The organism is Nocardia sp. NPDC006630, from assembly GCF_040611495.1.
Taxonomy (GTDB): domain Bacteria; phylum Actinomycetota; class Actinomycetes; order Mycobacteriales; family Mycobacteriaceae; genus Nocardia.
Map to the genome: position 1 here is coordinate 564,845 of NZ_JBEXOK010000004.1, position 13,038 is coordinate 577,882.

At 67.9% G+C, this 13,038-nt stretch carries 14 protein-coding genes; 11 read left to right on the forward strand and 3 right to left on the reverse strand.

Features of this window, described 5'->3' with window-relative positions:
• Positions 1–187: 187 nt before the first annotated feature.
• The 6 genes from ABZX86_RS14365 to ABZX86_RS14390 all read left to right on the forward strand — a co-directional run bounded on the left by ABZX86_RS14365 (position 188) and on the right by ABZX86_RS14390 (position 4,479).
• Positions 188–637: a protease inhibitor I42 family protein gene (locus tag ABZX86_RS14365; protein WP_355123525.1), complete on the forward strand. Its 450-nt coding sequence runs from the start codon at positions 188–190 to the stop codon at positions 635–637.
• Between the two features lie 279 nt (positions 638–916).
• Positions 917–1,684, forward strand: coding sequence for a peptidyl-tRNA hydrolase (locus ABZX86_RS14370; protein ID WP_355123527.1), 768 nt, complete (start codon positions 917–919; stop codon positions 1,682–1,684).
• Positions 1,685–1,821: 137 nt separating this feature from the next.
• On the forward strand, positions 1,822–2,043 hold the full coding sequence (locus ABZX86_RS14375; protein WP_355123528.1) for a hypothetical protein: 222 nt from the start codon (positions 1,822–1,824) through the stop codon (positions 2,041–2,043).
• A 25-nt stretch (positions 2,044–2,068) separates the two neighbouring features.
• A complete protein-coding gene (locus ABZX86_RS14380; protein WP_327144601.1) occupies positions 2,069–2,902 on the forward strand; it encodes an ABC transporter ATP-binding protein in 834 nt (277 codons plus the stop codon).
• Between the two features lie 215 nt (positions 2,903–3,117).
• On the forward strand, positions 3,118–3,570 hold the full coding sequence (locus ABZX86_RS14385; protein ID WP_355123530.1) for a MoaF N-terminal domain-containing protein: 453 nt from the start codon (positions 3,118–3,120) through the stop codon (positions 3,568–3,570).
• Positions 3,571–3,708: 138 nt separating this feature from the next.
• Positions 3,709–4,479 carry an NUDIX hydrolase gene (locus ABZX86_RS14390; RefSeq protein ID WP_355123844.1) on the forward strand — a complete coding sequence of 257 codons (771 nt, stop codon included), beginning with the start codon at positions 3,709–3,711 and terminating at the stop codon, positions 4,477–4,479.
• A 145-nt stretch (positions 4,480–4,624) separates the two neighbouring features.
• On the opposite strand, the gene ABZX86_RS14395 is transcribed toward ABZX86_RS14390, so the two are convergent.
• The gene (locus ABZX86_RS14395; RefSeq protein WP_355123846.1) at positions 4,625–6,127 is read right to left on the reverse strand and encodes an amidase; all 1,503 of its coding nucleotides are present in this window, start codon (positions 6,125–6,127) and stop codon (positions 4,625–4,627) included.
• Between the two features lie 98 nt (positions 6,128–6,225).
• Between ABZX86_RS14395 and ABZX86_RS14400 the strand changes: the two genes are divergently transcribed.
• Genes ABZX86_RS14400 through ABZX86_RS14415 form a run of 4 tightly spaced genes read left to right on the forward strand, consistent with a single transcriptional unit; the run spans position 6,226 to position 9,890 of the window.
• Positions 6,226–6,834 (forward strand): TetR/AcrR family transcriptional regulator, encoded by a 609-nt coding sequence (locus ABZX86_RS14400; protein WP_355123532.1) that lies wholly within the window; start codon positions 6,226–6,228, stop codon positions 6,832–6,834.
• A 51-nt stretch (positions 6,835–6,885) separates the two neighbouring features.
• Positions 6,886–7,653, forward strand: a complete 768-nt coding sequence (locus ABZX86_RS14405; RefSeq protein ID WP_355123534.1) for an enoyl-CoA hydratase-related protein — start codon at positions 6,886–6,888, stop codon at positions 7,651–7,653.
• Between the two features lie 36 nt (positions 7,654–7,689).
• Positions 7,690–8,667 (forward strand): class I SAM-dependent methyltransferase, encoded by a 978-nt coding sequence (locus ABZX86_RS14410; protein ID WP_327144606.1) that lies wholly within the window; start codon positions 7,690–7,692, stop codon positions 8,665–8,667.
• A 2-nt stretch (positions 8,668–8,669) separates the two neighbouring features.
• The gene (locus tag ABZX86_RS14415) at positions 8,670–9,890 is read left to right on the forward strand and encodes a class I SAM-dependent methyltransferase (protein WP_355123536.1); all 1,221 of its coding nucleotides are present in this window, start codon (positions 8,670–8,672) and stop codon (positions 9,888–9,890) included.
• Positions 9,891–9,897: 7 nt separating this feature from the next.
• Here ABZX86_RS14415 and ABZX86_RS14420 read toward each other — a convergent pair whose 3' ends face one another.
• A complete protein-coding gene (locus ABZX86_RS14420; RefSeq protein ID WP_355123538.1) occupies positions 9,898–10,899 on the reverse strand; it encodes an SMP-30/gluconolactonase/LRE family protein in 1,002 nt (333 codons plus the stop codon).
• 129 nt (positions 10,900–11,028) lie between these two features.
• Between ABZX86_RS14420 and ABZX86_RS14425 the strand changes: the two genes are divergently transcribed.
• A complete protein-coding gene (locus ABZX86_RS14425) occupies positions 11,029–11,463 on the forward strand; it encodes a MarR family transcriptional regulator (RefSeq protein ID WP_355123848.1) in 435 nt (144 codons plus the stop codon).
• 62 nt (positions 11,464–11,525) lie between these two features.
• Here the strand turns inward: ABZX86_RS14425 and ABZX86_RS14430 are convergent, their stop codons facing one another.
• Positions 11,526–12,905, reverse strand: a complete 1,380-nt coding sequence (locus ABZX86_RS14430; protein WP_355123540.1) for a PQQ-binding-like beta-propeller repeat protein — start codon at positions 12,903–12,905, stop codon at positions 11,526–11,528.
• Between the last annotated feature and the right edge of the window lie 133 nt (positions 12,906–13,038).

Below are 13,038 nucleotides of genomic sequence, written 5' to 3' on the forward strand. Positions count from 1 at the left end.
TGCTGCCCCGCTAATTCGGCCGCGCAAGGCTGGGGTTTGCCGCGCGCTGCCCCGCTAGTTCGGCCGCGCCGGGCCGGGGTTCGCCGCGTGCTGCTGTCCGGCGCGCTGGCCGGGCGCCTGCGCCGTCCGCGGCACTGTGGTCGGTAGCGTGGTCGGATACTTCGGCCACGACGATGGGAGGCTGTCCGTGCGGGTGCGCACACCACTGGCGGTAGTGATGCTGGGTCTGGCGCTGGCCGGCTGCGGCAACAGCAATCCGAACGAGGTCGCCGCGACCACCACCAGCTCCGCCGCCGACCCGGCGCCTGCCCCCGTCACCGTGGGTAAGGACGCCGACGGCAAGGACATCCCGCTGAAGGTCGGCCAGGGCCTCGAGGTAAAGCTCGCCGCCAACCCCACCACCGGATTCGCCTGGCAGCTGGCCGAATTGGACCAGAACACCGTCAAGGAGAACGGCGGCGCGGAGTACCAGCAGGACCCGAGCCCCGGCGGCATGGCCGGCGTGGGCGGCCAGACCACCTGGAAATTCACCGCCACCGCACCCGGCGCCACCCACCTGCTCCTGGAATACCGCCGCTCCTGGGAGCAGGGTGTGCCGGCAGCCGAAACCTTCGCCCTGAACCTCACCGTCAGCTGACCCTCGTCATCCCGGCGTGCTTTTGGCCGGGATCCACCGAAACCCATGGCGCGCTGCCTCTGTGGATCCCGGCCAAAACCGTGCCGGGATGACGAGAGCCTGTGCCGGGATGACGAGAGCCTGTGCCGGGATGACGAGAGCCTGTGCCGGGATGACGAGAGTCCATGCCGAGACGACGGCTGAGTGGGTTGACGGCCATCATTTCGGCTCGGTGCGCCGGCCGGCTTTCAGGGTGTGGTTACGCTGGCTAAGAGTTGTCGGGTGTGAGGAGTGCTGACGGTGTCAAGCGTTGAATCGACGATCGATGCCGGCTTCGCGGCGCGCCATGCGGAGTTGGCGCGCGGGTACGGGGGCGGGGGAGACCCGGCGGATCCGGCGCTCGTGCAGGCCATGCAGATGGTGTTGCACATTCCGAAAGCCGATCCGCCGCAGCGCAATGCGCTGCTCGCCGCGGCGGCGACCGCCGTGGTCGCGCTGTGCCTGGACGAGCGGGTCGGACCGGACGGGGAGTGGCAGGAGCGATATCTCACCTGGAAGCGTTCGCGAATTCGCAAGGTGGCGCGGCGGGCGCGCGGTGCGCAGTGGCTGGCCGCGCAGGAGGTCGACGGGGTGACCGTCGAATTCGCGGGTGCGCAGGCGCGGGCACTGGTGCCGGGCCCGGTCGGCGATATCGATCCGCGGATAAAACGCCTGCAGATCAGCGGCACCGAATTAGCTTCCGAGGAACCGGAATTGATCACCCCTGGATTTCCGACGCTATGGGTGGATTCGAAATTGGGTATGACTGTAGGTAAGGCCGCCGCGCAGGTCGGGCATGCCAGCATGCTGTTGGCCGGTGCTATGCCGGTGCAACAGGCGTATGCCTGGGCCGAACGCGGTTTCCGATGCAACGTAGCCGAAGCCGATCGCGATCTCTGGGCAGAGCTACAGCAGAAGGTGGCCGAGGGGACGGCGGTCGCGGTCCGCGATGCCGGGTTCACCGAGGTGGCGCCCGGTTCGATGACGGTGATTGCGGTTCCGGCGCGTCGCAGGCCCAATGGATGGTGATGGGCTGCTGAACTAGGAGGGTGTCCACGCCGTGGACCGTTCGGTCGGTGCTGGCATATGTGTGCTGTGGGTATCGACTTACGCGAACGGCAGGAGAAGGATTCGGTGCACGAGTTTCCGCGGGAGGAAACACGGATATGACTACAGTGCTGGTAATTCTCATCGTGTGGGTTGTGCTGTCGGTACCGGCGGCGCTGCTGTTGGCGCGCATGTTCCGATCGGGCGGCGCCGCGAAACGCGGCCGCAAGGACCCGGAGCTATCCCCGGGCGCGGCGGAATTCGACCGTCACGCCGAGGAATTCACGCACGGACCGCGCGCCGGAGAAGGTGACACGCATCGCGTTTTTCCACCACGTTGACGCGTGAGTGGAGCGGTGGTCCAAGATGGACCCCGTGCCGCAACCGGATCCCGATCTGCTCATCGACTTCAACGATGTGACCGTCCGACGCTCGGGCCATACGCTCGTCGGCCCGGTCACCTGGCAGGTGGAACTCGACGAACGCTGGGTTGTGCTCGGCCCCAACGGCGCCGGCAAGACCTCACTGCTGCGTATGGCCGCCGCGGAGATGTATCCGACGTCGGGTCAGGCCAATCTGCTCGGCGAGACGCTCGGCAAGGTCGATATCAACGAGCTGCGCCCGCGCATCGGAATCTCTTCCGCCGCGGTGGCCGGCCGCGTCCCGATCGACGAGAAGGTCGCCGATCTGGTGGTGTCGGCCGGCTACGCGGTCATGGGCCGCTGGCGTGAGCAGTACGACGAGATCGATACCGACCGTGCCGTGGACATTCTGGAAAGCCTGGGCGCCGAACATCTTTCCGATCGCACCTACGGCACGCTGTCGGAGGGCGAGCGCAAACGGGTGCTGATCGCGCGGGCGCTCATGACCGATCCGGAACTGCTGCTGCTGGACGAGCCCGCCGCGGGCCTGGACCTGGGCGGCCGCGAGGAACTGGTCGAGCGCCTGGGCGATCTGGCGGCCGATGCGGACGCCCCCGCGACCGTGCTGGTCACCCATCACGTGGAGGAGATCCCGCCCGGCTTCACGCACGGCCTGCTGCTCAATGAGGGCAGTGTGGTGGCGCAGGGTCTGCTCGAGGATGTCCTCACCGCCGAGAATCTGAGCGACGCGTTCCGGCAGTCGATTGCGCTGGATCGAATCGACGGCCGCTATTTCGCACGCCGCGCTCAGCGTTTCGGACGGCACCGCAACCGCTGACACCAAACTCGACTGCTGAATTTCCGTATCCGCGCACGACTTCCGCGTGCTGCCGTTGCATCGTTTGTATTCGACGGGCAAACTATCGGCAACGCTGTCAGTATCGAACTGATCTGGCATGGAAGCGCAATAGCTGATTATTTGTCGAATTCCGGCGAATATTCGGCATGGGGCGGTGGCGCGGGTGGTTCCACCGCGGACGGAGGGAGCAGGGGATGGGTCGCATATCCGGTGTCGTGGCGCTCGTGGCCGTCGCACTGTCCGCAGCCGGTTGTGTCGCCGATCCGGCGCCGCCGCACAAGGTTTCGGCCTCCGAATCCGCCGTGGGGATGAGCGCCACCAGTCTTCCGGCGGATCTGCACGGCAAAAGCGTGCTGCTGAGCTACGACAGCGGTTCGGGTGGGACCGCGACCTTCGCCGACGATGGCCGCACCATCACCTATATCGCCGCCGATACCGGCCGCAAGACCACCTCGCCCGTTGTGGTCGAGCCACTCGATACCGGCATCTTCCTGGTTACCTGGACCGATGAGGGGACCGGCGCGGTGGTCAGCCAGGTGCAGGACTATCGCACCGGCAAGGTGCAGGGCACCTGGTCCCGCCATTCCGATACCGCGGCGGCCCCGGCCATCGAAACTCGCACGGGTTCGGTACACCTCGCGGACTGACACCGGACCGGGTTCTGTCCCTGTGCCCTAGCAACCGTTAGGGTGCGAAATGTGAGTGAGACAAGCGCAGGACGATGGAGCGTTGCCCAGCCCGATTCCCAGCCTGCCTTCGCACCCGTGAAGGACGCCTCCACGGTCATGCTGGTGCGCGACGGAGCGCGCGGGCCCGAGGTGTTCCTGCAGCGCCGCGTGGTCGAAATGGCCTTCGCCGCCGGAATGACGGTCTTCCCCGGTGGCGGCGTGGACCGCTCCGACGCCGCCGTCACCCTCGACTGGGCCGGACCCGAACCCGCCTGGTGGGCCGAGCGTTTCGGCACCGATGCCGCGCGCGCCCAGACCCTCGTCTGCGCCGCTGTCCGGGAAACCTTCGAGGAGTGCGGCGTCCTGCTCGCCGGACCGACCGCCGATACCGTCGTCTCCGATACCTCGATCTACGCCGAGGCGCGCGGGCAGCTGGAACGCCGCGAACTGTCCTTCGCCGAATTCCTCACCCGCGAGAACCTGGTCCTGCGTGCCGATCTGCTGCGCCCGTGGGACAACTGGATCACCCCCGAGGTCGAGCCGCGCCGCTACGACACCCGCTTCTTCGTGGCGGTGCTCCCGGCGGGTCAGCTCGCCGACGGCGCCACCTCCGAGGCCGATGTGGTCACCTGGTCCACTCCCGCCGAGGCGATCGCCCGCTGGCAGCAGGGCCTGGACGTGCTGCTGCCGCCGACCTGGACCCAGCTCGATGCCCTCCGCGAATTCGGCTCGACCGCAGAGATTCTCGCGGCCACTCGCACCATCGACCCGATCATGCCCATCTACAACCCGGACGGCCACCCGGCCCTGGCCTTCCCCCTCGCGGACCGCTACTTCGCCGATCTCCCCAAGGACGCCCGCCTCCGCGGCTCCCAGCGTCCGGAGTAGCCGCCCTCCGGCCTCGGTAATCTCGCCGCCGCGGAGTGCACCCGCTCAGTTCCCAGCCGCCTGCGGAAGCCGCACCGCCGGCACTCATCGCTGCGCCGTCCGGGGTGGCGTCGCCGAGCGGGCGAGAGAGCCGGTCCTGTCCCCGTCAGCGGGTCGGCTTTTGCAGCAGGCTGTCCGCCGGGACCCGCTCGAACCACGGCCGGGCGCTTTCGATTTCGGCCGCCAGCTGCAGGAGCAGGTATTCACTGGAGGGCGGGCCGACGAACTGGGTGCCCAGGGGCAGGCCTGTCTCGGTCCAGTAGCTGGGGACGCTCATCGCCGGACGGCCGGTGATATTGGCCAGCTGTGTGAACGGCACGGCCGACAGATTCGCGGTGATCAGGTCGACGTAGAAGTCGGTGCGGGACAGCAGCTTTCCCGCGCCGAGCCGGAGCAGCGGCGGCAGCAGCGTATCCGCGATGGCGGGCGTGCGGTTCTGGCCGATCCGCAGCGGCGGTTCCGCCAGGGTCGGGGTCAGCAGCAGGTCGTAGGTGGAGTGGAATTCGCCGAGGGATCGGGTGTAGGTGTTCCAGCGCCCGTGTGCGGTCATCAGATCCGTGGCGGAGACGGCGCGGCCGACCGCCGCGAGCACCTGGGTATCGATATCGAAATCGCTGGGCGAGGCCCCCGTTATCCGGCAGGCCTGTGCCAGTTCGGCTGCCGCCGAGGCCGTCCAGACGGTCATGAAGTCCAGCGCCAGCTGCTTGCCGTCGATCACGGGTGCGGCGGGTTCGACTGTGTGGCCGAGGCTTTCGAGCAGATGCGCCATATCCTCGACTGCCCGCACCGCGTCGGCGTCGACCGGTGTGCCCTGGGGCGATTCATGGGTGAAGCCGATGCGCAGCCGGCGCGGCAGTTCGGTGACGGCCTCGTGGAAGGGGCGATCGGGGCGCGCCACCGCGAAGGGACCGCCCGGATCCGGCACGCTGAGGATGTCGAGCATGACCGCGGTATCGCGCACACTGCGGGAGATGACGCCCTCCGACACCGCGCCGAACAGTGGATCGCCGGCCAGCGGCCCGCTCGAGACCAGCCCGCGGCCCGCCTTGAGACCGAACAGGCCGGTGCAGCCCGCCGGGATTCGAATGGATCCGCCGCCATCGCTGGCGCCGGCCATGGGGACGATGCCCGCGGCGACCGCGGCCGCTGAACCGCCCGACGACCCGCCCGGGGTGCGGCTCGGATCCCACGGATTTCGAGTCGCTCCGAATGTCCGGGTCTCGGTGATCCCCTTGCTGCCGAATTCCGGTGTGGTCGTCTTGCCGAAGATCACCAGACCGGCCTCGAGCCAGCGCTCGACGTTGATGCTGTGCCGCTCGGCGCGCACCGCGCGCAGCGGTCCGGTGCCTCCGGATGTCGGGTAACCGGCGTAATCCTGGCCGAGATCCTTGATGAGGAAGGGCACGCCCGCGAGCGGTCCGGCGCCGGGGCGCTCGGCGAGCTCCTTGCCGACCTCCGGCATCAGCAGGCTCACCAGATCGAGTACCGGATCGACTTCGGCGCAGCGGTCGAGCGCGAGTTGCAGCAGTTCGGCCGCATGCACTTCGCCCCGGGCGACCAGCTCGGCCAATCCGACCGCGTCCTGGGCGCGGTACTCGTCGAACCTCATCATTGCCTCCTCACGCCGGGTCACCGATTCGACCCGCACCTTCGAAGAATAGCCGTACCAATCGGTTACGTAACCGCTCGGAACGGTAAAATTTCGCCATGCGTGTACCCGATAAGCTGCCTGCGGTGACCGCGAAGAAGATCGACGGCCGGACGCTGCGATTTCAGCATCGCCGTCCGGAGCTGCTGGCCGCCGCCACCGAATACGTGCTCGACAACGGCATTCACGATCTCTCCCTCCGCCCGGTCGCGCAGGCCCTCGGAGTCAGTCACGCCACCCTGATCCGGCACTTCGACACCAAGGATGCGCTGCTCGTCGAAATCCTGGACCGGATCCGGACCGATTTCGAGGAGCGACTGCTGTCGGAGGAGATTCGCCGCGTCGATTCGGCCGCCGACCTGCTGCGCGCGGCCTGGCGGCATCTGTGCCGGCCACGCGAACAGCGCCAGTTCCTGATCCTGTTCGAACTGGTCGCCACCGCCGCGCGCACTCCCGACCACCCGGCCTCCCGGCTGGTCACCGATTGGCTCACGGTCATCGAGCGTGAGCTGGTGCGCTATCACTGGCCTGCCGAAACCACCTCCCGCACAGCTACTTTCATCCTCGCGCAGATCCGCGGTCTGCAGCTCGATCTCATCACCACCGGCGATCGTGTCCGCGTGGACGAGGCCTTCGAGACCACCGTCGAATTGCTGACCGGCGGGTAGTACGGGCAGCAGAGGTGTAGCCCCCTGTCGCATCCCGCTAGGGTGACGCCCGTGGCCGAATTCGTAACCGTGGACCGGGGTGTGGCGGAGGGCGTTGCCGTTCTCCGGATCGCCCGCCCGCCGATGAATCTGATCGATCTGCAGGTGGCCCTGGAGGTTCAGGCTGCCGCGGTGGAGATCGCGGCGGACCCGGCCATTGCGGCCGTGGTCGTCTACGGCGATGAGCGGGTGTTCTCGGCCGGCGATGAAATGGCCGAATTGGCACGCTTCACGCCCGAGCAGGCGCAGGCCGTTGCCGCGGATCTGCAGGCGGCCCTGAGCAGTCTGGCCAAGCTGCCGCAGCCGACCGTCGCGGCCATCAGCGGTTATGCGCTGGGCGCGGGACTGGAACTGGCCCTGGGCGCGGACCGTCGCATTATCGGCGACAACGTGAAACTGGGCCTGCCGCAGATCAAGGCGGGACTGATTCCGGTCGCCGGAATCCGCCGGCTGAGTCTGCTCGTCGGCCCCTCGCACGCGAAGGATCTGGTCTACAGCGGCCGCTTCGTGGATGCGAAGGAAGCCGCGAAGATCGGCCTGGTCGACGAGGTGGTCGCACCCGACGATGTGTTCCAGGCGGCCCTGCGCTGGGCCAAGCAGTTCACCGGCGGTCCGGCTCTCGCGCTCGCCGCGGCCAAGCGCGTCTTCGAGGCCGGAACACACGGTCATGATCGCGCCCGCACCGAATGGATTGCGCTGTTCGGCACCGAAGATCAGCAGGTTGGAACACGTTCTTATTTGGCGGACGGCCCGGGCTCGGCCCGATTCGTGGGCCGATAAGCGGCCCCACCGGGGCGTTCATTAGGCTGCCCTGTTATGACCGTTCGTCCTGAAGACCCCGCGCCCAACCCGCACGCCACCGAGGCGCAGGTCCAGGCCGCGTATTCCGACAACAAGCTCGCGCAGGTCCTCTACCACGACTGGGAAGCGGAGACCTACGACGACAAATGGTCCATCTCCTATGACGAGCGTTGTATCGAGTACGCGCGCGGTCGCTTCGACGCGGTCGTGCCGGATGCGCAGCTGCCGTACGAGCGGGCTCTCGAACTCGGTTGTGGCACCGGCTTCTTCCTGCTGAACCTCATGCAGGGTGGCGTTGCCAAGCGGGGTTCCGTCACGGACCTGTCCCCGGGCATGGTCAAGGTCGCCACCCGCAACGGCCAGAACCTGGGCCTGGATGTGGACGGCCGCGTCGCCGACGCCGAGACCATCCCGTACGAGGACGACACCTTCGACCTTGTTGTCGGTCACGCGGTGCTGCACCACATTCCCGATGTGGAACTGGCGCTCAAGGAATGCCTGCGCGTGCTCAAGCCCGGCGGCCGTTTCGTCTTCGCCGGCGAGCCGACCACCATCGGCAATATCTACGCGCGCCGCCTGGGCCAGGCCACCTGGAAGGTGACCACCGAGATCACCAAGCTGCCGTTCCTGTCCGATTGGCGTCGCCCGCAGTCGGAGCTGGACGAGTCCTCCCGCGCCGCCGCGCTCGAGGCCGTCGTGGATCTGCACACCTTCGATCCCTCCGACCTGGAGTCGATGGCTCGCAGTGCGGGCGCGGTCGAGGTCAAGGCCGAGACCGAGGAATTCGCCGCCGCCCTCTGGGGCTGGCCGGTGCGCACCTTCGAGGCCGCCGTGCCCGAGGAGAAGCTGACCGTCCGCTACCGGATGGCGCAGTACAAGGCGTGGCTGGGCCTGAGCTGGCTGGACGAGAAGGTCATGCGCCATGTCGTGCCGCGCCAGTTCTTCTACAACGCGATGATCACCGGCGTGAAGCCCGGCAATTCCGCCAAGTAAGAGTGGGCTACGCCTTCTCTCGTGACGATATCGCCTACCTGGGCAGTGCGGCCGCGACGGCCGCGCTGACCGAGGTCGGCGCCTTCGCTCTCACCCCCGCGTCGCTGCTGGCGGATCTGGATAAGGTCCGCCGCACGCACGGTGACCGGACCGCGGCCCTGGTCGAGACCGTCCGGCTGCGCCGCCGCGCCACCGCCAAACTGGCGGGAGCGGGGGAGTGGCTGTTCACCGATGACGCGCTCCAGCAGGCGACACCCTCCGCCGTGGCCCGGCATCGCGCTACTCGTCTGGCCGGTCGGACCGTGCACGACGTAACCTGTTCCATCGGTGCGGAACTCGCGGAATTAGCGCGAGTCTGCCCGGCTGTCATCGGCAGCGACCTGGATGATGTTCGGCTCGCGATTGCCGCGCACAACCTCGGTGTGGCCGCGCTGGGTTCCGATACCCGCACCGCTGTGCCGACTGATGCCGGTGGCCCACAGGGGCGAAATGTGTTGCTGGTCAAGGCGGATGCCCTGCGGCCGTGCAGTACCGCCGAAGTGGTGATCGCCGATCCCGCCCGCCGGGCCGACGGCCGCCGCACCCACGATCCGGCAAAACTGCAACCGCCGCTGCCGGACCTGCTGTCCGCCTATACCGGTCGCGATCTGGCCGTGAAATGCGCTCCCGGACTGGATTTCGACAAGCTGGGCTGGGCGGGCGAGATCGAGGTGGCCTCGCTCGACGGTGCGGTGCGGGAGGCCTGCCTGTGGTCGCCCGGGCTGGCGGAGTCCGGCGTGACCCGCCGTGCCACGGTGCTGTCTTCCACTCGCGCACCTGAGATTCTCACCGATGCCGATCCCGACGAGATTCCGGTGCGGGAGCCGGGTGAATTCATCGTCGACCCCGACGGCGCGGTCGTCCGTGCCGGTCTGGTTCGGCACTACGCCGCGAAACACGGCCTCTGGCAACTGGACCCGCGCATCGCCTACCTGACCGGCGACACCGTCCCCGAGGGCGTCCGTGGCTTCCGCATCCTCGATCGTATGGAGTTCCGCGAGAAGCCGTTACGCGCCGAGCTGCACCGGCGCGAGTGCGGCCCGCTCGAAATCCTCACCCGTGGCGTAGATCTCGACCCGGATGCGCTGCGCGCCCGGCTCAAGCCGCGCGGTAAGCAGCCGCACACGCTGGTCGTCACCCGCATCGGCAGCACGGCCACGGTCTTCCTCTGCGCCACACCCTGATTCGCCGCTAGATACCGTCCACAGCAGCCACGGTGAAGGGTGCGGGAGTCCCGGCGCCATAGGGCCCGTTCTTGTCGAACTGCGAGATGGACACCAGCGCATGGTCTCCCACGTGCACGATGGATGTGGGGATGTCCAGCGCCGGATCCGTGAGGCGCTGCTGGAGTTCGGCATTCGCCCCGTCATCAGTAATGCGCCAGCGGCTGATGGCATCACTCTTGTTGTGCACCACCCAGAGTGTGTCGCCGCGCAATTCCAGCCCGTCGCCGTCCACCATATTCCCGCCGTGCAGCGTCACCTTGCGGATCTGCCGCTGCCCATCGAGCGCGACCCGATACAGGTCGCCATTGGGCATATCGACGGCCAGTAGATAGCGGCCCGCCGGATCGGCGACCAGGCCATTGAGGGTGATCGGCTGCTGTGCGGCAGCATCTTTCGCGGGACCCAGATCGCTGAAGGTGGACAGCTCTCCACGGCCGCCGTGCGCGACGGCATCACCGAACTGCTGCGGGGTGATGCGATAGATCACCGGCCGCACGCTGTCGGTCAGGTACACAGTGCCATCCGCGGTGATGGCCAGATCGTTCACGAACGGCTGCGCCTCCCGCACATCGAACCGGGCGATGAGCGCGCGAGTCCCGGTGTCGTACACCGCGACCCCGTGCGTGTGGTCGATGACCCACAGCCGCCCGGCGGCATCAACCTTCACCCCGTTGGCGGTCTGCCGGCCGTCGGTTCCGGCGGGCAGGAAGACCTCGGCCTGCTGTTTGCCGGGTGTGGCCCGGTAGACCGCGCCGTCGAGGAAGGAGCTGACGTAGATCGCCCCGCTCCGCGCATCCGCCGCAATGCTTTCCGGGTATGCCTGCGTATCGGGCAGCTCGTAGGCGATGCCGATGTGCGTGGCGGGCGCGGTCGCGGCAGGAGTGGCGTCCGTGTCATGGGAGCAGGCCGCCAGGGTGAGCAGCAGTGCCGCGGGAGCGGCGAAGCGGAGTCGTGTCAGGCGGAACATGCGGGGCCTTCCGATGGCAGTTCGATAGTAGTCGCACCATAGTGCGGACACGAACATAGATTAGAGTTCTAATACTCGTCAATATGCGAATGGTTGGAAGGGTCGATTACCATGCACCCTGTGACGTCGATGCCCGCCTCCGAGCGCCTGGGTTCCTACATCAAGCGCGCCGAACAGGCCCTCCAGGGCGCGAAGAACCCCGCCCTCAAACCCGCAGGCGTCACCGTCCCCCAATACGCCGCCCTCTTCGTCCTGAGCTCCAGCCCCGGCATCTCCGCCGCCGCCCTGGCCCGCGAATGTGGCGTCACCCCACCCACCATGAACACCATCCTGGCCAACCTCCAAGACCGCGCCCTCATCACCCGCACCCCCCACGCCTGGCACAAGAACGTCCTCGAAACCCGCCTCACCGCCACCGGCGAGCAAACCCTCCGAGACGCCGACAAACGCGCAGTCCGAGTAGAACGCGCCCTGGCCGACGAATTCACCGCAGCCGAACGCACAACCCTCGCGCAACTCCTCGAACGCGCCGCCACCCGCCTCGACTCGATCCGCCCCGAATAGCAGGCCCTGCAACGCAGTTCGGCCCCCGGATTTCTCCGGGGGCCGAATCTCGCGTCGTGCGTTTACTTCTTGGTGGGCTTGAAGACGAACAGTTCGCCGATGCGGGTGGCGACGACGATCTGGCCGTCGGGGCCGACGGTGGTGCCGGCGGTGCTGCCCTGGGCGCCGGGGAGTACGTGGGAGTCGACGGTTGCGCCGGATTGGGTGTCGAAGGTGACGAGGTTGAGGTTGTCGCCGATGGGGGCGACGGTGTAGCCGGTGCCGCCGGCGGTTTGGACGGGGTGGCCGCGGAGGGCGAGATCCTTGCGTTCCCAGGCGATTTCGGCGCTGTCGCCCTTGTCCCGGATGGCCATCAGGTGGCCGTCGTCACCGGCGGGGATGAGCAGGCCGTCGGCGGCGGATATGGCGCCGCGGGCCGGGAAGCCGAGGTCCTGAACCCATTTGGTGCGGCCGTTCGAGGTGTCCACGGCCAGTAGCCGATTGGTGTTGTCGCCGACATAGAGGGTGGAGCCGTCGGGGGAGAGGGTGGGGCTGGTGGCGCTGCCTCCGGTGAGCATTTCGGCGCTCCAGTCGCGCCGGATCTCCTTACCGCTGTAGGTCAGCGCGACCAGATCGGCGGTGCCCTCACCGGGGCGCCAGACGGTGGCGTAGAACCGCCCCGACTTCTCGTCCACCGCCGAGACATTCGCGACCGGGCATTGCGGGCCGCCGGTGGCGCAGTCGTCGAGGCCGGAGAAGTCCGGCGGCCGGGGCAGATCCGGGTGGGCCAGGAAATCTGGTTCGCCGAGCAGTTGGAAGGTGGAGACCTGGCGGTTGCCGGTCTGCCGGCTCAGCACGTCGATCTGTCCGAACTGGGTCACCGACAGCACATTTCCGTCACCGGTGAACTGCACCGACACCGGCACCCCGGCGGCCTGGGTACGCCAGCGCGGCTGTCCGAGATTATTGAACGCGTTCACACCGCCGTCGTCGCCGACGTAGATATTGGTGGCGCCGTCCACGGCCGCCCCGCCCTGGATGGCGCTGATCCCCATGGGATTACAGAACCGCTTGCGCCCGGTCGGCATGAGGAACGAGAAGATATCGCAGGAATCGGTGCGGGTGGTGACCACCACCTGCCCCTCCGGGCCGACCATGGCCGGCTGGGCCAGCGGCCCGCCGACCGGTCGCGACCAGCTCAGCGTGAGCGCCCGGGATCCGGTGACCGGACTGGTCGCGCTATTGCGGGCATCGTGGAAGGCGACCGGCCAGCCCCGGCCCGATCCGACCTTGATGTCGTCGACCGTGGTGCTGCCGCAGGCGCTCAGCGCGAGCACTCCGACCGCCGACAGCGCGAAGACTCGCGACACCGGGCGCAGCCAGGACGGCGCGCGACGATCCCGGATATGACCGATGCGCGGTCCCTGCTGGTCACGTCCGGTCTGCCGCCTGCCGCTTCGCACCTGCTGGTGTCCCTTCTGCCAGTACGGAGTCTCTCGTATGCCGTGGTGGCTGATGCAGCTAAGTGGTGGGGCTGACGCAGCCGGAGCACAGCCTACTTTCGACGTCGGCGGCCGGGACCGATACCCCGTGCGG